Source organism: uncultured Aliivibrio sp. (assembly GCF_946479765.1).
In the GTDB taxonomy this organism is placed as follows: domain Bacteria; phylum Pseudomonadota; class Gammaproteobacteria; order Enterobacterales; family Vibrionaceae; genus Aliivibrio.
Map to the genome: position 1 here is coordinate 1 of NZ_CAMLHO010000053.1, position 19,201 is coordinate 19,201.

Sequence of the window (19,201 nt, forward strand, 5' to 3'; positions counted from 1 at the left end):
ATTCTCAATAACCTTACATAAAACTGTTCATATATTCAACGATTATTCAGTTTATAAATTAAAAATATGACGTACTTAGAGGTTATTTTTAAAAGTTGCAATCATTTACTCTTTAAATAGAGCGTAACATACAAAATTATACCAGTAATCATAAAGAGGTATAAAAAACTTTTATAATTGAGCCAACGTCATTTGCTGTTTTGTTGTAAACTGTACGGGTCTAAAGCTTGCCATCGGTAAGATCAACGAACTAAGTGAGATAGTATGAAACATACAGTAGAAGTAATGATCTCTGAACAAGAGGTAGCCCAACGTGTTAAAGAATTAGGCCAACAGATTTCTGAACATTATAAAGAGTCTGATAGCTTAGTGATGATTGGCTTGTTACGTGGATCATTTGTATTTATGGCTGATTTAGCACGAGCGATTGATACACCAATGACCGTTGATTTTATGACAGCATCAAGCTATGGAAATAGTATGGAAAGTACGCGTGACGTACGCATTTTGAAAGATCTTGATGATGATATAAAAGGCAAAGACATCCTATTAGTGGAAGATATTATCGATACTGGTAATACACTAAGTAAAGTTTGTGAGATCTTGTCTATTCGTGAGCCAAACTCAATTACGATTTGTACATTGCTTGATAAGCCTTCTCGACGTGAAGTAGAAGTTAAGGTTGATTGGTTCGGCTTTTCTATTCCAGATGAGTTTGTTGTTGGTGTGGGTATTGATTACGCACAAAAATATCGTAACCTACCTTATATCGGTAAAGTTGTACCACTAGAATAATATTGCTCTTAAATTATTTTATCGATTTGTACGCCTAAGAATAGTAACGTAATAAAAAGCCAGAGAAAGGGAAGTGAAATATTCTCTGGCTAACTTTTTTGATAATTAAGATGCAAATCTATCTGGTTTTTATCATCATTTATTCGCAATTAGTTATTACAGACATTGCGGCTTGGTAGGAGATTTCCAATGATTCTCGACTATGGCCTTTAACACCAAGATCATTTAGCACGCCATCGCCCATACCATAAACAACGCCGTGAACTTGAACATCTTGTCCTCGCTCCCAAGCGGTTTGCATTACGGTTGAATTACCTACGTTATACACTTGCTCTGCAACATTTATCTCGCATAATTTATCGCCCCATTTTTCACGAGGAAGATGACCAAATACGGTTCTATGCTTTAGGTATAAATCTCTAATGTGAAGTAACCAGTTATTGATTAATCCTAATGGAGGATTTTCGATTGCCGCATTTACACCACCGCAACCATAATGGCCACATACGATGATGTGTTTAATTTTTAATACGTCGACGGCATATTGTAATACGGATAAACAGTTCAGATCGGTATGAATCACTTGGTTGGCTACATTTCGGTGGACAAACAGCTCGCCGGAATGAAGCCCAGTTAAACGCTCTGCTGGAACTCGACTGTCTGAACAACCAATCCATAGGAAACCTGGGTTTTGTCCTTCTTCAAGTTGGGAGAAGTACTCTGGACGGCCGGCTTTAATTGATTTTGCCCATTTAGAATTGTTTTCAAAAAGCTCTTTAATTTCTGGCATTTTAAATTTCTCATCCCTTAAATACATGAGAAGAAAGGGTATTACCTAAACTTCTTTCTGTTAAAAACGTTAACAGGTTTATTTACTATACACAATGTTACAATTTCAAGCTGCTAAAAAGTGCGCTTAAAAGTACTCATCTGAGGAGTAGGAGCTTGAAATTAGGCACTAACAGCATCTATTGGATAAATAGGATATAAGCAAAAGTCATTCGTTCTAATTAACTATTATGACAGGTGAGTAACATTTGTTAGATTAACTACCTTATCTTTAGTTCATTGTGTATAAAACAAATACTATTACAGAGTTAGCATTATTTATTTCAGGGAGTGATTTGTGTTTGGGCAACGATTTGAAAATATAAATTTAAAAGGCGATTTGTTTGGTGGGGTTACCACCGCCATTATTTCATTGCCATTAGCGTTAGCATTTGGTGTCGCTTCAGGTGCTGGTGCAGAAGCCGGGCTTTGGGGCGCGATAATGGTTGGTTTCTTTGCATCCTTGTTTGGTGGTTCTTCAACATTGATCTCTGAGCCAACTGGGCCAATGACTGTGATCATGACTGCGGTATTAACCAGTATGGTTGCCAAATACCCAGAGGCTGGAATGGCAATGAGTTTTACTGTTGTTATGATGGCTGGCGCATTTCAGATTTTATTGGGAACCTTGAAATTAGGTAAGTACATTACGCTAATGCCTTACAGTGTTATTTCAGGCTTTATGTCTGGAATTGGCATTATTTTAATCATTCTACAACTCTCTCCATTATTAGGCCACGCTGCACCTGCTGGTGGTGTTATTGGTACTCTTAGTGCATTACCTGAAACGTTAAGTAATCTTGATGTAAAAGAGTTATTTCTTGGTTTATTAACGTTAGCCGTTTTATTTCTTTTCCCTGAAAAATATCGCAAATATGTGCCAGCTCAACTTGTCGCATTAGTTGCAGTAACTTCATTGTCTGTTCTCTTTTTTGATATGGACTCAATTCGACGAATAGGTGAGATACCTGCGGGGCTTCCTTCTTTAGTGATTCCAACCATTAATGCAGAGATGTTTACTACAATGGTCATTGATGCGTTGGTTCTAGGAACTCTTGGGTGTATTGATACGCTATTAACTGCCGTTATTGGTGACTCCCTTACACGTAAAGAGCATGATTCAGATAAAGAATTACGCGGCCAAGGTTTAGCAAATATGATCTCAGGTTTATTCGGCGCTTTACCTGGTGCAGGTGCAACAATGGGAACCGTCACTAACATTCAAGTTGGCGCGCGCTCTCCATTATCAGGCATATTCAGGGCCGCGGTGCTTGCTTTAGTTGTCTTAGTCGCTGGTGGATTAACAGAACCGATCCCAATGGCGGTATTGGCTGGTATTGCCGTTTATGTAGGATTTAATATTCTGGATTGGAGTTTTATTCAACGAGCTCATAAAGTAAGTTTTGCTGGGATGGCGATCATGTATAGCGTAATGCTATTAACTGTGTTCGTTGATCTAATTGTTGCTGTTGGTCTTGGTGTATTTATCTCAAATATTATTATTATTGAGCGTTTAAGCCGTGAGCAAGCAAGGAAAGTTAAAGCGATTAGTGATGCAGATGAAGATGATGTTCCGCTGACGGACAGTGAAAGGCGTTTGTTAGACCAAGCAAATGGCAAGGTATTGTTCTTTTACTTATCTGGACCGATGATTTTCAGTGTATCTAAAGCTATTTCTCGTCAGCATAGTAGTATCTCTGATTATGAAGTGATGATCTTAGATTTAACGGATGTGCCAATGATAGACGTTACTGTTGGCTTGGCTTTGGAGAATGCGATTAATGATGCGTTAGATGCAAACTGCCAAGTTTATTTATTGTGCCCTAATGAGAATACGAGATTGCAGTTGGAGAAATTTCATATATTGGATTTAATTCCGGAGCAAAAAACCTATTCTTTCCGTTATGAAGCTCTCAAGTCTGCGGTTAAACAAGTCTCGCCCAATATGGACTAAGCTTTTGAATTAAAAATCAAAAAATGGCTGAATATAATTATTCAGCCATTTTTATTTATACGATTTATTTTCGATGTTTAGGTGTGTTTAACATTAGGTTGCTTTGATTAATCGCAAGCATGTAATTGCATTCATCGTAATTCAACGATAAGCTAGGTATATTAATAGATGCTAATCTAAGTGATGGGTGAAATATGTACGCATTAGAAATAGAACAATTGCGAAAAACTTACACGGGTGGTTTCGAAGCACTAAAAGGGATAGATCTAACGGTTGAAAAAGGCGATTTCTACGCACTGCTAGGCCCAAATGGGGCTGGTAAGTCAACAACCATTGGCGTTATTAGTTCACTCGTGAATAAAACATCAGGTCGAGTTAAGGTGTTTGGTTTCGATATTGATTCTCAGTTAGTTCAAGCAAAACAACAGATTGGATTAGTACCTCAAGAATTTAACTTTAATCCATTTGAAACTGTGCATCAGATAGTTATACAGCAGGCTGGTTATTATGGTGTGCCACGTCCCCTTGCAAAAGAGAGAGCAAAGAAGTATCTCTCTCAGCTCGATCTTTGGGATAAAAAAGACGAACGTGCTCGTCATTTATCAGGTGGGATGAAGCGTCGCTTAATGATTGCTCGTGCATTAATGCATGAGCCAAAGCTATTAATTCTTGATGAACCAACTGCTGGTGTTGATATTGAACTACGTCGCTCTATGTGGGAGTTTTTAAAGCAGATCAATGAGCAAGGCGTTACGATTATTTTAACGACACACTATCTTGAAGAAGCAGAAATGTTGTGTCGAAATATCGGTATCATTAATAAAGGTGAAGTCATTGAAAATACCTCAATGAAATTGCTACTTAATAAACTTCAGGTCGAAACTTTTATTTTAGATTTAGCTGAAGGTAGTCCAGTTCCTCAATTGGAAGGAGCTAAGGTATCAAGCAGTAAAGAGGGATCGATAGAGGTGAAAATCGATAAATCTCAAGGATTGAATTACCTTTTTGAGCAATTGAATCATCAAGGCATTAACGTACTTTCTATGAGAAATAAAGCCAATCGATTAGAAGAATTGTTCGTAAGCATCGTTCGTAATGGGGAAGCTAAATAATGATGAATCTATATTGGACAGCATTTAAAAGCCTTATATCTAAAGAGATAAATCGATTTACTCGTATTTGGGTGCAAACACTTGTACCACCTGCTATTACCATGACTCTTTATTTTATTATTTTTGGTAATTTGATTGGTTCTCGAATTGGTGAAATGAGTGGTTTTAGTTATATGGAATATATTGTTCCTGGCTTGATCATGATGTCAGTGATCACTAACTCTTACTCTAATGTGGCTTCTTCATTCTTTAGTGCTAAGTTTCAAAAGAATATAGAAGAGCTATTAGTGGCACCTGTGCCTAACTACATTATTATTGCTGGTTTTGTCGGTGGTGGTGTTGTACGTGGACTATTGGTTGGTGCTTTGGTTACTTGTGTATCGCTATTTTTTGTAGATATTCAAATTGCCCATTTTGGTGTGATAATGCTAACGGTATTAATGACATCAATTGTATTCTCTTTAGGTGGATTAATTAATGCGGTGTTCGCTAGGACATTTGATGATATTAGTATTATCCCGACCTTTATTTTAACGCCATTAACGTATCTGGGTGGTGTGTTTTACTCTATTAATTTATTGCCTGAATTCTGGCAAGACGTATCAAAACTCAACCCAATTGTTTATATGGTAAATGCTTTTCGTTATGGATTTTTAGGGGTCTCGGATGTAGGTATTGGAACAGCTTTTGCTGTTTTATCGATATTTATTCTTGCGTTATACGTTATTGCTTTGCATTTAATATCAAAGGGTACGGGTTTAAGAAGTTAGAATAAACGTTTAAAAAAAGGGCTGATGGTTATTAATCATCAGCCCTTTTTTAATGTGTTGATAGAGTAAGAGTTACTCTTCTGTTTCTTCTTCACTTGGCGCGATATGAAGTTCAACAACTAAGTTATCGATCAGTCGCACTTGACCAAGGAATGCCGCCATCAATATGACCGCTTGAGTTGTCTCTTCTGTTGGTTCTTGAAGTGTTCTGGCATCGCGAATAAATATTTCGTCAGGCTGTAAATCCGCCGCACGTAATTGATCATTTGCATCTTCAATTAGTGAAGCGTAATCGTTACGACCACCGCGCATTTGGCTACTGATCCAACGCATAGTACGAGCTAAAACAGGCGCACGTTGACGTTCATTTAATGTCAGAAGGTTATTGCGTGAGCTCATGGCTAAACTGTCCATTTCACGAACGGTAGCAACACCGACGATATCAATGTCTAAAGCCATATCGATCACCATTTGACGTATAAGCGCTAATTGTTGAAAGTCTTTCTCACCAAAGCAAGCAACGTCAGGTTGAACGATATTGAAGAGCTTATTTACGACAGTAGAGACCCCTTTAAAATGTCCTGGGCGAGAAGCGCCCTCTAAAATAGTCGAAATAACAGGGACATCAACCGTCGTTTGTTTGTCTAATCCTTCCGGATACATGATTTCAGGTGTTGGAGTAAAAACTAAATCCACTTTTTCAGTCGTTAGTTTCTCTACATCATCATCAAGAGTACGAGGATAGTTAGTTAGGTCATCAATATTGTTAAATTGCATTGGGTTAACAAAAATACTTGCAACAACAATATCGGCATGTTCGCGTGCGGTACGCATAAGTGTAAGGTGGCCTTCATGCAGATTGCCCATGGTAGGAACAAAAGCAATACGTTTGCCTTCGCGCTTCCAAGTTTTAATCTGCTCACGTAATGGCAGAATTTCAGAAAAAATGTCCATTACGTTCCTTAATTAAATGTATGTTCAGCAGCAGGGAATAGACCTTGCTCAACATCTTGAATGTATTTAGTTATTGCAGCACGCATATCGCCAGTTTCAGCTAAGAAGTTTTTAGAGAATTTAGGCATGTAGTTCGCAGAGATACCAAACATATCGTGCATTACTAGGATTTGACCATCAGTGCTATTACCTGCACCAATACCAATAACCGGAACTCTACATGCTTTAGTGATACGTTCAGCAAGAGAGGCAGGTACACACTCAAGTAAAATAATTTGAGCTCCTGCTTTTTCAAGCGTTAATGCATCTTTTACCATTTGGTCCGCTTTTTCTTCATCACGACCTTGAACTTTAAAACCACCAAAAATGTTTACTGATTGAGGCGTTAAACCAAGATGAGCACAAACAGGTACTGCGCGTTCAGCAAGGATGCTTATTGTTTCGGCTATCCATTCACCACCTTCAATTTTTACCATGTTAGCACCGGCTTGCATTAATTTTGCAGCGTTCTCACAGGCTTGCTGAGGAGTTGCATAGCTCATGAATGGCATATCAGCCATTACTAAGCTATTTGGGCTCCCTGCACGAACACAGCGAGTATGGTAAGCGATCTCTTCTGTTGTTACAGGTAATGTGTCATTTTTACCTTGTAAAACCATACCTAATGAATCACCAACAAGTAAAACAGGAATTTCTTGCTGTTCAAACAGTTGAGAGAAACTAGCATCGTAAGCCGTTACTGTTGCAAATTTACGACCTTCTTGCTTCCATTTCATTAAGTCATTAATAGAGATTTTTTTCATAAAACATCCTTACTAGAAGCGATTACGCTTTCCAAATAGTTAAGCCATTTCTCTCTACTTGTGTAAGTAGCTGAGAAAGCGTTGTTCCATCAGGAAAGGTTAAATCGTTATAAATTTCTGCGAGCGGATAAAGAACAAATTCACGTTCTTTCATGCCGTAATGAGGCACTATTAATCGCTCATTGTCGATCGTTTGATCGCCAAATAAAATAATGTCGAGATCGAGGGTTCTTGGTCCCCAGCGTTCATCTTTTCTTACTCGACCTCTTTCAAGTTCGATTTTTTGGGTAAGATCTAATAATGCTAAAGGAGATAATGTTGTTTCTATTTCTATTACCGCATTAATATAATCAGGTTGGTCTTGAGGTCCCATAGGTGAGCTACTATACAGTGATGATACCGCCGTCACTGTCGAGTGTGGTAATTGATGAAGAGCATCAATAGCAGCTTCTGCTTGGGCTACAGGGTTCCCTAGATTACTCCCTATGGCGATAATTACTTTGATCATGAATCGTTATTCGTTCTTTTTTTCTTACGATAAGGGCTACGACGTTTACGTGTACCGGTTGAACGACCACCATGTAAGCCTTGAATCATGTTATTACGGTGTGGAACGGGTGCGTCCTGGAATTCAGTCCACCATTCAGCTAGTGCTTTTACATCACCACCTTCCACTTTTCCACGCATTTCAAGGAAATCATAAGCAGCACGGAATTTTTGTTGGTCAATAAGAATAAACGCACGTTTACCAGTACGACGAGGTAAACGAAGTTGTAATTGCCAAATATCACGAATAGTCGCGGTTAAGCGACGAGGGACCGCCGTGCTTTTTACTTGAATATCAAGCATGATATTAGACGCTTCCATAATGGATTCGTATTCATCAAGTTTGCTATTTTCATTTTGAATTTCTTTTGCTTGAGCCGTTAATGGATACCATAACATTGCTGCAAACATGAATGCAGGGTTAACTCGTTGACCGCTATTTATACGTTTGTCTGTTGAATGTAATACTAGTTCGATCATTTGTTCCGTTTGACTGTTGCCTTCTTTTGTTAAAAATGGCGTAAGCGCGGGGAACAATTGTTGAAACAAGTTAAATTTACGCAGCATTAAATAGGTATTTAAGCCTTTTCCTGCTTGAAGTAGTTTAAGTGATTCTTCAAATAAACGAGCCGCAGGGATATCACGTAACAGTGGGGACAATTCAACCATTGGTTCTGCGGTTTTATTGCAAATTGTCATGTCTAATTTTGCAGCAAAGCGTACCGCGCGTAGCATTCTAACTGGGTCTTCTCGATAACGAGTTTCCGGATCACCGATGAGACGTACGACTCCATTTTTTAAATCTTCAATGCCATTTGCGTAATCATGAATTGAGTAATCTGCAATGTTGTAATACATCGCATTAATCGTAAAATCACGACGCTGGGCATCTTCTTCAACAGTGCCATAGACGTTATCACGTAATAGCATACCTTCTTTAGACTGAGATGAAATATTCTTTGTCTCAGACTCTTCTTCTTTGTGGTGGCCACGAAACGTCGCTACTTCAATGACATCTCTACCAAAAAGAATATGAGCTAAACGGAATCGACGACCAATTAATCGGCAATTTCGAAATAGTTTTTTGATTTGCTCTGGTGTCGCGTTGGTTGCGATGTCGAAATCCTTAGGCTCTTGTCCTAGAAGAATATCGCGCACACCTCCACCTACTAGATAGGCGTCGTATCCAGCATTACTTAAACGGTAAAGCACTTTTAGCGCGTTATCGCTAAGGTCTTTACGTGAAATATTATGTTCTTGGCGTGTGATAACGTTCAGTTTCAAATCCTCGGTTGAGCAGATTTCACTGTTGTTTTTGAGTAAATTACGACAAAAACGGGCGACTTGATTAAAGATAATTTACCTCGATATTCAAGTGAGCAGTCAAAAATAGGCGCACATCATAGCTTATATTGAAGGTTTTGAGAATGGGGTAGTGATCTCGAGCCCAATTGGTAGCTGTTTTAGTTGCCAATTTTTGATTGCCCACTGAAAAATTTCATTCAATGTGGCGTTTTCTATGTCCTTTGGTAAGGAAAAACCTAAAAATCGCAATGCTTCAAGTAATGTTGGTCTTGGATTGGCATTATCAATTGCAGGTGCATAGTTTTGTTTTGATAGTTTATTCCCTGAATCATCAACAGCAAGTGGTAAGTGCAGATAACTGACTTCTTTTTTACCTAATTGACGATAAAGTGAGATTTGACGTCCTGTTGGTTCAATTAAATCGGCCCCTCTGACTACTTCTGTGACACCTTGGTCAATATCATCCAATACAACTGCTAGATTGTAAGCAAACAAACCATCTCGGCGTTTGATGATAAAATCTTCTTGGGCTAATTGAGACGGAATGTAAATGGTGCCGTGTTTAATATCAAAAAATGATTCAACAGGGTGTTGCATAACAAGGCGTACGGAAACGTCTTTCTCTGGATGCTGTTTATGTTTACAGCGTCCAAGATAAAACCCACCGTCTTGTTTGATTTGTTTACGAGTACACTGACAGAAATACGCGTTACTTTGTGTAATCCATTGGTCGATTTGAGATTGATAAATATCATGACGCTGACTTTGATAAACAATCTTACTATCCCACTCAAATCCATAATTTTCTAAGGTTTGAATGATCAGATCTGAAGCTCCTTCGATTTCTCGTGGAGGATCTAAATCTTCAATGCGAACAAGCCATTGACCTTGTTGAGATTTTGCTTGCAAGTAACTGCCTAAAGCTGCAACAAGAGAACCAAAATGTAGAGGGCCTGATGGCGATGGGGCAAAGCGACCTATGTATTGAGTTGTCATAATATTTCACAGTATAAACGTAAAAAAGGGAGCCAGGCTCCCTTTTTATTATGCTGATTGGTAATTAGCCAGCCATTTGCTTTTCTTTGATTTCTGCAAGTGTTTTACAATCAATACAAAGATCAGCGGTTGGACGTGCTTCTAGGCGACGAATACCGATTTCAACACCACAAGAATCACAGAAGCCGAAATCTTCTTCTTCGATTTTGTTAAGTGTTTTTTCAATCTTTTTAATTAGACGGCGTTCACGATCACGGTTACGCAGTTCTAAACTAAATTCTTCTTCTTGGGCTGCACGATCAACAGGATCAGGGAAGTTTGCTGCTTCATCTTTCATGTGGTTCATAGTGCGTTCAACTTCTTCCCTAAGTTGGTTGCGCCAAGCTGCTAAAATCTTGGTAAAGTGTTCAATTTGAGCTGGGCCCATATACTCTTCACCAGCTTTTTCCTGGTAAGGTTCAACACCAGCGATAGCTAGAATACCTAGCGTTCTTTTCGTATTGCTCTCTGGCATTACACTTCTCCTAAAAACGTCTTTGACTCCCACTAGCCAAATGAGGGCGCTATCTATAACAGAAAGAAAACAGGCAATCAAATAATGATTTCATCATTTGAGACTTAGTAACCAGAACGTAGCACTTTTCTTAAAAATAAAGTTAATATGCTGCTATTTTAAGCAGTTAAATACAGAAAGGTAGCTTGTGTACGATCTTCATCTCTTTTGATGACATCTCTGCTTGGTAACAGAGAACAGTAACCCCACTTTCAATCGCATCAATTAATAAAGAATAATATTGTTGGTCTATATGGTGTGCAATTGATACTTTTTCAATACCTGAATGCAAAACAGCGAAAAATAATACCGCTTTTTGTCCATTTTGTGCAATTTCACTCAATTCTCTAAGGTGTTTTTGACCTCGAGTGGTGACTGCATCTGGAAAATAGCCTTGGCCTGCTTCCCCTAATAAAGTAACGCTCTTCACTTCAATATAGCAGTCAGGTAGTGAATTTTCACTAATAAGAATGTCAATACGACTATTTTCAGAGCCATATTTAACTTCCGTTTTAAGTGTGTTGTATTTAGTTAGTTCGTCAATTTTTTTATTTTGAATAGCTTCAACGACTAATTGATTTGCTCGGATGGTATTAACGCATATTGTATGCTTATTTTCTGTGACACTTAACTCCCAACTATTAGGGTATTTACGCTTTAAATTGCTGGATGTTGAAAAAAACACCGTATTACCCGTGTCAGCACAACCTGTCATTGCTCCTGTGTTAGCGCAATGGATAGTTCGTTCACTTCTATCTGGTAATGTAATGTCAGTTAAAAAGCGTTTATAGCGTTTAATTAACACTCCAGATTCTAATTCAGGTTCAAATTTCATTTAACTACTGTTTTTTTGTACAATGGTTTAATTCGAGATAATGCCATAAGGCGAAACCATTGTCACAGTTACCTATTGAAAAGGTGATCCCATCATTAATTGAGGGATTACACCACCATTCTCAACTTATTTTAAAAGCATCAACGGGGGCAGGGAAATCAACATTGCTACCTTTAACGCTATTAAAAGAAAAGGTGATTGAGGGTAAAATCATTATGTTGGAACCTAGACGGTTGGCTGCGCGAAATATTGCTAATTATCTAGCCTCTCAGCTTGGTGAATCAGTAGGTGAGCAGGTGGGCTTTAGGGTGAGAGGTGAAACTAAGGTTAGTGCGAATACTCGCTTAGAGATCGTCACCGAGGGGATCATGACTCGAATGATCCAATCCGATCCTGAATTATCTGGAGTGGGATTACTAATTTTTGATGAATATCATGAACGTAGCTTGCATGCTGATACTTCTTTGGCATTTGCTCTCGAAGTACAAGAAGCGTTAAGAGATGATCTAAAATTACTCGTGATGTCAGCAACGTTAGATCAAGAAGCACTGCAAGATTTATTACCTAATGCCGTATATTTAGAGTCTGATGGTCGACTGTTTCCTGTAGATACATTTTACGTCCCTCTAAAAACGAATCAACGAATAGTCGAGGCAACAGAGTTAGCTATTCGTAGATCTCTTGCTAATGAAGAGGGCTCTATGCTTGTGTTCCTTTCTGGCGTAGGGGAGATAAAGCAGTTAGAAGAGCGATTAAGGGATCTGCCCTCCAATATCCTCATTGCTCCTTTATATGGTCAGCTTGATCCAAAAAAACAGCAACAAGCGTTAAAACCAGCAGCAAAAGGGCAACGAAAAGTGGTATTAGCGACCAATGTGGCTGAAACCAGTTTGACAATAGAAGGGATCCGAATTGTTATTGATAGTGGTTATGAGCGTAAAGCCACCTTTGATGCAAAGACAGGAATAACTAAATTAGAACAGAGACGAATAGCTCAATCATCAGCAGAGCAAAGAAAGGGGCGTGCGGGGCGTTTAGAGCCGGGTATTTGCATACGCTTATACAGTGAGTCACAGTATCAACAACAAGCCTTGGTTCAATCACCTGAAATTGAATCATCGGATCTATCTTCTTTGATTTTAGAGTTATCTAAATGGGGAGTCACTAATCCTCTCGACTTACAATGGTTAACGCCTCCCCCTAGTGCTAATTCAGAACAAGCTCGTTTCTTATTATGTCAATTAGGGTTCATTGATCAACAAGGTCAATTAACCAGCTTGGGTGAGCAGTCACAATTATTAGGCCTTGATCCTCGACTTGCCGCTGTGGTGTTACAAGCTAAAAAACATTCTGTTGCTCACTTACATACTGCTTTGTATTTACTTCCAATTATTGAGGAGTCTGCAAAATCTATCTCGTCGAAAGATCTTAGTTTTCATCTCTCTCTCTTATTGGATGGTAAGTACCCTAAACAACACTATTACCAACAAAGAGTTCAGCGTTTAGCGAGTTTGTTGTCGGTAAAAGAAGACGTCAAGCAAGTATCTATTGATTTGATTAGTGAGGTGCTTGTTGTTGGTTTTCCTGATCGAATAGCGATGGCTAAAGGAGAAATAGGACAATTTCAATTAGCAAATGGTCATGGGGTGCAATTGGATGAGGTTGAGTCTATTGCACAAAGTGATTATTTGGTCGTGGTGGATTTATTAAAAGGCAATCAAAACCGCAGTTATGTGTTTCTTGCCGCTTCATTATCTAAAACCTCATTAATCGGAGCTGTTTCTCATTTAATTATAGAGAATGAATATGTTGATTGGGATGAGAAATCGGGCAGGATGGTGGCTGAAAATCGAACGTGTTTAGGTAAGTTAGTGATTGAACGGAAACGAATAAGTTCACCTGATCCTGACAAAATATCACTAGCATTGCTTAGTATGCTCAAGCGGAAAGGGTTGATGTGTTTGAATTGGAATAAAGACGTTCAAGATTTGTATTCTCGTCTACTTTGCTGTGCTGAATGGTTGCCGGAAGTTGAAATTCCCTCTATGAGCGAAAATCAATTACTTAAGAATGTCGATGAGTGGTTATTGCCTTTCATGAATGGTATTAAAAATGATAAACAATTAAAAACAATTAACCTTATTGATGCGCTAGAAGCTTATGTTGGTTGGGATAAGATAAAGCAGATTAATGGCTATTTACCGACGCATTATTTACTACCAACAGGAACAAAAGCAAAGATCTGCTATGAGTTGCAATCAGCCCCTAAAATTTCAGTTAGAATGCAGGAAGTATATGGTGAAGCTCAAACGCCGCTATTGGCAAAAGGGGCAAAGAGGTTGGTGATGGAGTTATTGTCACCGGCTCAAAGGCCATTGCAGACAACCAGTGATTTAGCTGGTTTTTGGGGGGGGTCATATAAAGAAGTACAAAAAGAAATGAAAGGGCGATACCCAAAGCATATTTGGCCAGATGATCCTGCAACTCATCAAGCAACGAAAAAAACAAAACGTCACTTTAATTAATGTTTCTCAATTTAAAAGATTTCTCATGGCTGAAAAGAAAAAAACACCAGTAAAAGCGGCGCCGAAAAAGGCGATAATGAAAAAAAAAGCACCAACTGAAAGAAAAACGACAAGTAAGAAAAATTCAAAATCAGCTCGTTCTTTTTGGAAAGGACTGATAATACTGGGTTTTAAATTGAGCTTGGTGGTTATGGCTATTTTACTTATTGCTGGTATTTATCTAGATACAGTAGTTAAGAACCGTTTTGATGGGCAATTATTTAGTTTACCAACAGTGGTTTATAGCCGAGTGTTAACGCTTTCTCCAGGACAAAACATAAGCTTACAGTCAGTAAAAAAAGAGTTGGATATATTAAAATATCAGAAGGTAAGTCAACCTCAACGTTCGGGTGAATATTCGTCGTCATCGACAAAAATCGAATTAATCCGTCGTCCTTTTGAATTTCAACAAGGGCCAGAACCAGATCGCCATGTCATGTTGTATTTTAACGCTGATGGTTTGCAAAAGATTGAAAACCGAACGGCTAAAAAACAGATGGGATTTTTGCAAATTGAACCTCAATTTTTAGGGATGCTAGATGCGGATGATGATCAGCAACGTTTATTTTTACGAAGAGAGCAATTCCCTGAAGTGATGGTTGATGCATTATTAGCAACCGAAGATAGAGATTTTTATCAACATGACGGCGTTTCACCATTAGCGATAGCACGTGCTGCTTTGGTTAATATGAAGGCAGGAAGAACAGTTCAAGGTGGAAGTACCTTAACTCAACAATTGGCGAAAAACTTATTTTTGTCTAGTGAGCGCACCTTATGGCGTAAAGTTCGAGAGGCTTATATTGCTCTTATTTTAGATTATCGTTATAGCAAAGACCGAATATTAGAAGCGTATTTAAATGAAGTATATCTAGGACAAACGGGGGGGGAGGCTATTCATGGTTTTGGTTTAGCGGCACAAGTCTATTTTGGTCGTCCAATCGAAGAGCTTAGAATTGATCAATTAGCGATGTTGGTTGGTATGGTTAAAGGTCCTTCTTATTATAATCCTATGCGTTTTCCTGAAAGAGTAAAAGATCGTCGAGATTTGGTTTTACGCTTGATGATGCAAGAAGATATTTTATCGCCTCGTCAATATGAAATGGCGGCTAGTCGTTCTTTAGATGTGAAAAAACGGGCAACAATCGCGACAAGACAACCTGCATATTTTCAGCAGTTGAAGTGGGAATTAAAAGAAAAGGCAGGAGATGCATATCAAAAAGGTGAGGGGTTACGTGTATTTACAACACTTGACCCTTTATCGCAACAAAAAGCAGAACAAGCCGTTGAGAGGATGGTACCGCAATTAGAAAAACGTGCAGGGAAAGGGTTAGAAGCAGCAATGGTGATTGTAGATCGCCAAAGTGGCGAAATTCGAGCAATGATAGGGGGGAGTAGGACAAGGTTTGATGGTTTTAACCGCGCTATTAATGCGAAGCGTCCGATAGGCTCTTTGGTTAAGCCCGCTATTTATTTGTCAGCGCTAGAAACTCCCGGTAAATTTTCATTAGCGACAACCTTAGATGATAAAGCGATTTCATTAAAAGGCAGTAAAGGAACAACTTGGTCTCCTCGGAACTTTGATCGTAAATTCAGAGGGCAAGTTCCTTTGTATTATGCACTTTCTCGTTCATTGAATGTACCTACTGTTAACTTGGGGTTAATGGTTGGCTTAAGTAAAGTCACTGATACCTTAGTTAAGTTAGGTGTCGATGCTCAAGAGATTAACCAAGTTCCATCAATACTATTGGGATCGATTAATTTATCACCGTACCAAGTTGCTCAAATGTACCAAACTCTTGGTAATGGTGGTAAAAAAGCGAAGTTAACTGCATTAAAGGCGGTGGTGGACACTCAGGGTACTTTGCTTTATGAAAACTTCCCAAGAGCTTCAGCTGTTATTCCTGAGCAAGCGGCTTGGTTGACGATTTATGGTATGAAAAAAACGGTTAGTGAAGGAACAGCTAGGTTTCTGAACAGTAAATACAGCTGGGCGGCGTTAGCTGGAAAAACGGGAACCAGTAATGACTCAAGAGACAGCTGGTATGCGGGTATTGATGGAAGAGAAGTCGCGATTACTTGGTTAGGTAGAGATGATAATAAACCAATGAAACTGACAGGCTCTAGCGGTGCATTAAGGGTTTATGCCGATTATCTTAGTTTACGAATCCCAGAAACGTATCAATTGCCTTGGCCTAATGATGTGATAACTGCGGGGTTTGATTTAGAAAATAATAAAACGTTAGAACCAAACTGTAGGGGAAAGGTACAGTTGCCTATATGGGATAAAAGCGCTCAATATAAAGCTGAGTGTGATAGAAAAAACACTCCAGCGGCTTGGCTAACGGATATTTTTGGGCTTTAGATTACATCTAATTATGATTGATATCATAGTGATAATTATGAATTAAAGTGATGTTTGATGTTATCTATCAGTATTTTGTTTAATGAAACGTTATAAAAACAAGCATTCAGTACGTATTTTCATCAAACAAACTTTTATTTGTAATTATTGGTTGACCTAAAGGCTTAAAAGCCGTTTAATACACCTGTTGCCCGGATAGCTCAGTCGGTAGAGCAGAGGATTGAAAATCCTCGTGTCGGTGGTTCGATTCCGCCTCCGGGCACCATATTATATTGTTGGTGCTTAGTACTTATTAACACGAGCAATGAAAAAATTAGTGTGCCGACTTAGCTCAGTAGGTAGAGCAACTGACTTGTAATCAGTAGGTCACCAGTTCGACTCCGGTAGTCGGCACCATTAATTCTCTTTAATGAGATGTAATACCTGTTCCCTTTTAGTTCAGTTGGTAGAACGCCGGACTGTTAATCCGTATGTCGCTGGTTCAAGTCCAGCAAAGGGAGCCACATTTAAAGCCTCGTCAGAAATGACGAGGCTTTTTCCGTTTTTGGTTAATGTAAAAAACGGATATAAAAAAGGCAAGCAATTGATGCTTGCCTTTACTTGTATTAAATATGGTTAACTTTTAACTTGAAATTTGTTTAACCAAGTTTCTAAATCATCAGCAAGTTCCGTTAATATATGAGTACTGTCTTTACTTTCAGCAACAATAGTTGCTAATTTCTGACCGTTTTCTTCAATCATATTTACTCTTTGAGTAATGTCTTCACTCACGTATCTCTGTTCTTCAGAAGCAATTGCAATTTGATGGCTCATGCTTGATATTGATTCAAGAGCAGTAACTATTTGTTGTAAGGCATTTGACGCGTTTTTAGATTCAGAAACTGTACACTTACTTGTTTCAGCACAAATATCCATTGTAGAAATAGCGTTTAGAGACCCCTTCTGTAAGTTAGATATCATTTGTTGTATTTCTTTAGTGCTGCCTTGTGTTCTTCCTGCAAGATTACGAACTTCATCAGCAACCACCGCAAAACCACGTCCTTGCTCTCCAGCTCGAGCCGCTTCAATTGCAGCGTTTAAAGCAAGTAGGTTCGTTTGCTCTGCAATATCACCAATCACATCAAGAACTTTAACGATGCCATTAATCTCACTGTCCAATTCAGCGACTGCTGTACTTGCGGTATTAAGCTGTTCAGCTAGTCCCTCTATATTATAGACGGTTGCAGTAATTAACTTTTGAGTTCGAACACTCTGTTTATCTGCTTCATCCGTATTCATTGCCGTTTGTTTTGCTGATTCAGCTACATTATTTGCAGAGGAAGCCATTTCAGTTATTGCAGTGGCGATCATCTCGGTTGATTGATGTTGGCTCTCAGTTAATTGACTAACTGATCCTGATCTTGAATGTACGTCTGCTAATTCTGCTTTTAAAGCCAACATTGATTGAGTTAAGTGTTGAACTAATTCTGCCAATGAAAGATTCATTGTTTGAACAGCGTGATAAATACTACCTTCACTTGCTTTAGTATCAAATTGAGTAACGATCTTTCCAGCTGCGACTGTTTGGATAGCAGCATGTACATCTTGTGGTTCTCCGCCTAATAAAGAGATCATGCGCTTCATCGATATCATTAGAATACTAAAAATTAAACTAGCAATAATAAAAGCTAATCCAAATTGCCATTGAGCGGTAGACCAAAAACGAGCATTTACCTCTGTTTCACCGATACCAGTACCAACGATCCAATTCCAGTATTTTGTCTTTTTAGCAATAGATAGCTTTTTATCAATGCTACCGTTAGGCATTTTTAATGACCAAGTATATTCAGCAGTACCATTTGGAGTTTTAGACATTGCATCATCTAAGATTTGTCCAACACTTTGACCCTTACTATCTCTAAACTCATGAAAGCTAGTGCCATGAAGCTGAGGATCAAGAGGAGCAGCTAAGAACGTTAAATTATCATCAGCCACGTAAATGTATTCATTATCTTTATAAACATTATTACGTAAGATGCTTATAGTGAGTTCTTTTGCTTTTGCTTCATCAATCTTACCTTCTCTTACCATATCTTCCATATTGGAAATTAAATTATAGGTTGTTTGAAAAAGCTCAGTAACTCGCGCTTTGTTATCAATAGTGCTTGCTACTCGTAAGGTCCACAGCCCAGTAGCTGTCATTATAATGAGTGAACATAAAATAATAGCTGCGAGAACATAAGATTGTGTTTTTAGCTTCATGTCTGTTGATCCTAATTTTGATTATTACTTTTAACTTGCAATATCGACCCAAAAAAGAAATAAGTTTAAGTAATGAGTTGCCTTGGTTTGATGTAATAAGCTTATATAACACTTTATTGGTCTCCGGTTAGATCTAAATCATGGAAGATGGTCATTACGGTATACTTAGAGTGTTAATTAATAACGATGTAATTTGAGTATTTAATCTATAAAAGCTCGTAATCTGAGTATTAAGCTGTATTAATATACGTTCAAGGTGGATTATTGTGCACTTAAATTGAAAGTTGATAATAATCACATAAAACCCTTGCCAATGTGATCGAACTCTCTATAATGCGACCTCACTGACACGGAGAGCCCCATCCCATAAGGGATTAGCAATTACGGTTAGTAAGATGGTTTAGAAATTAAGTTTCAAATAAGTGCTTGACACTGAGGCTTAATTCGATAAAATGACCGTCCTCTTCACAGAAAAGCGAAAACGCTTTGAAAGTAGAAGAAAAGCTCTTTAACAATTTGAAACCTATTAATCTGTGTGGGCACTTGTGAGTTGATAATCACTAGTTTGCTTTTACTTTTCGGA

15 protein-coding genes and 3 tRNA genes are annotated in these 19,201 nt (G+C 38.4%); 9 read left to right on the forward strand and 9 right to left on the reverse strand.

What is annotated here, in order from left to right; translation table 11 throughout:
- Positions 1–264: 264 nt before the first annotated feature.
- Positions 265–795 (forward strand): hypoxanthine phosphoribosyltransferase, encoded by a 531-nt coding sequence (gene hpt, locus Q1K78_RS14850; protein WP_300180504.1) that lies wholly within the window; start codon positions 265–267, stop codon positions 793–795.
- Positions 796–934: 139 nt separating this feature from the next.
- Here hpt and can read toward each other — a convergent pair whose 3' ends face one another.
- Positions 935–1,585: a carbonate dehydratase gene (can, locus tag Q1K78_RS14855; protein ID WP_300180507.1), complete on the reverse strand. Its 651-nt coding sequence runs from the start codon at positions 1,583–1,585 to the stop codon at positions 935–937.
- Between the two features lie 336 nt (positions 1,586–1,921).
- On the opposite strand from can, the gene Q1K78_RS14860 reads away from it, so the two are divergent.
- From Q1K78_RS14860 to Q1K78_RS14870, 3 genes are all read left to right on the forward strand, one after another.
- Entirely contained in the window at positions 1,922–3,577 is a 1,656-nt protein-coding gene (locus tag Q1K78_RS14860) for a SulP family inorganic anion transporter (protein WP_300180510.1), read from the forward strand.
- Between the two features lie 194 nt (positions 3,578–3,771).
- Positions 3,772–4,689, forward strand: coding sequence for an ABC transporter ATP-binding protein (locus Q1K78_RS14865; protein ID WP_300180513.1), 918 nt, complete (start codon positions 3,772–3,774; stop codon positions 4,687–4,689).
- The gene (locus Q1K78_RS14870; protein WP_300180515.1) at positions 4,689–5,459 is read left to right on the forward strand and encodes an ABC transporter permease; all 771 of its coding nucleotides are present in this window, start codon (positions 4,689–4,691) and stop codon (positions 5,457–5,459) included. The genes Q1K78_RS14865 and Q1K78_RS14870 overlap by 1 nt, the downstream gene beginning before the upstream one ends.
- 72 nt (positions 5,460–5,531) lie before the next feature.
- On the opposite strand, the gene panC is transcribed toward Q1K78_RS14870, so the two are convergent.
- The 7 genes from panC to sfsA all read right to left on the reverse strand — a co-directional run bounded on the left by panC (position 5,532) and on the right by sfsA (position 11,451).
- Positions 5,532–6,413, reverse strand: a complete 882-nt coding sequence (gene panC / locus Q1K78_RS14875) for a pantoate--beta-alanine ligase (protein ID WP_300180518.1) — start codon at positions 6,411–6,413, stop codon at positions 5,532–5,534.
- Between the two features lie 8 nt (positions 6,414–6,421).
- On the reverse strand, positions 6,422–7,216 hold the full coding sequence (panB, locus tag Q1K78_RS14880) for a 3-methyl-2-oxobutanoate hydroxymethyltransferase (protein ID WP_300180521.1): 795 nt from the start codon (positions 7,214–7,216) through the stop codon (positions 6,422–6,424).
- Between the two features lie 22 nt (positions 7,217–7,238).
- Positions 7,239–7,724, reverse strand: a complete 486-nt coding sequence (gene folK, locus Q1K78_RS14885) for a 2-amino-4-hydroxy-6-hydroxymethyldihydropteridine diphosphokinase (protein ID WP_300180524.1) — start codon at positions 7,722–7,724, stop codon at positions 7,239–7,241.
- A complete protein-coding gene (gene pcnB / locus Q1K78_RS14890; RefSeq protein WP_300180527.1) occupies positions 7,721–9,046 on the reverse strand; it encodes a polynucleotide adenylyltransferase PcnB in 1,326 nt (441 codons plus the stop codon). Before pcnB ends, folK begins: the two co-directional genes overlap by 4 nt.
- 123 nt (positions 9,047–9,169) lie before the next feature.
- The gene (gluQRS, locus tag Q1K78_RS14895; protein ID WP_300180530.1) at positions 9,170–10,063 is read right to left on the reverse strand and encodes a tRNA glutamyl-Q(34) synthetase GluQRS; all 894 of its coding nucleotides are present in this window, start codon (positions 10,061–10,063) and stop codon (positions 9,170–9,172) included.
- A gap of 64 nt (positions 10,064–10,127) precedes the next feature.
- On the reverse strand, positions 10,128–10,577 hold the full coding sequence (gene dksA / locus Q1K78_RS14900) for an RNA polymerase-binding protein DksA (RefSeq protein WP_300180533.1): 450 nt from the start codon (positions 10,575–10,577) through the stop codon (positions 10,128–10,130).
- Between the two features lie 166 nt (positions 10,578–10,743).
- Positions 10,744–11,451, reverse strand: a complete 708-nt coding sequence (gene sfsA, locus Q1K78_RS14905) for a DNA/RNA nuclease SfsA (protein ID WP_300180536.1) — start codon at positions 11,449–11,451, stop codon at positions 10,744–10,746.
- Positions 11,452–11,510: 59 nt separating this feature from the next.
- Between sfsA and hrpB the strand changes: the two genes are divergently transcribed.
- The 5 genes from hrpB to Q1K78_RS14930 all read left to right on the forward strand — a co-directional run bounded on the left by hrpB (position 11,511) and on the right by Q1K78_RS14930 (position 16,880).
- Positions 11,511–13,976, forward strand: coding sequence for an ATP-dependent helicase HrpB (gene hrpB / locus Q1K78_RS14910; protein ID WP_300180539.1), 2,466 nt, complete (start codon positions 11,511–11,513; stop codon positions 13,974–13,976).
- A 25-nt stretch (positions 13,977–14,001) separates the two neighbouring features.
- Positions 14,002–16,377 (forward strand): penicillin-binding protein 1B, encoded by a 2,376-nt coding sequence (mrcB, locus tag Q1K78_RS14915; RefSeq protein WP_300180542.1) that lies wholly within the window; start codon positions 14,002–14,004, stop codon positions 16,375–16,377.
- 189 nt (positions 16,378–16,566) lie between these two features.
- A tRNA-Phe gene (locus tag Q1K78_RS14920) sits at positions 16,567–16,642 on the forward strand.
- Between the two features lie 55 nt (positions 16,643–16,697).
- Positions 16,698–16,773: transfer RNA gene (locus Q1K78_RS14925), tRNA-Thr, on the forward strand.
- Positions 16,774–16,804: 31 nt separating this feature from the next.
- Positions 16,805–16,880: transfer RNA gene (locus Q1K78_RS14930), tRNA-Asn, on the forward strand.
- Positions 16,881–16,992: 112 nt separating this feature from the next.
- On the opposite strand, the gene Q1K78_RS14935 is transcribed toward Q1K78_RS14930, so the two are convergent.
- On the reverse strand, positions 16,993–18,618 hold the full coding sequence (locus tag Q1K78_RS14935; RefSeq protein WP_300180545.1) for a methyl-accepting chemotaxis protein: 1,626 nt from the start codon (positions 18,616–18,618) through the stop codon (positions 16,993–16,995).
- Positions 18,619–19,201 lie beyond the last annotated feature (583 nt).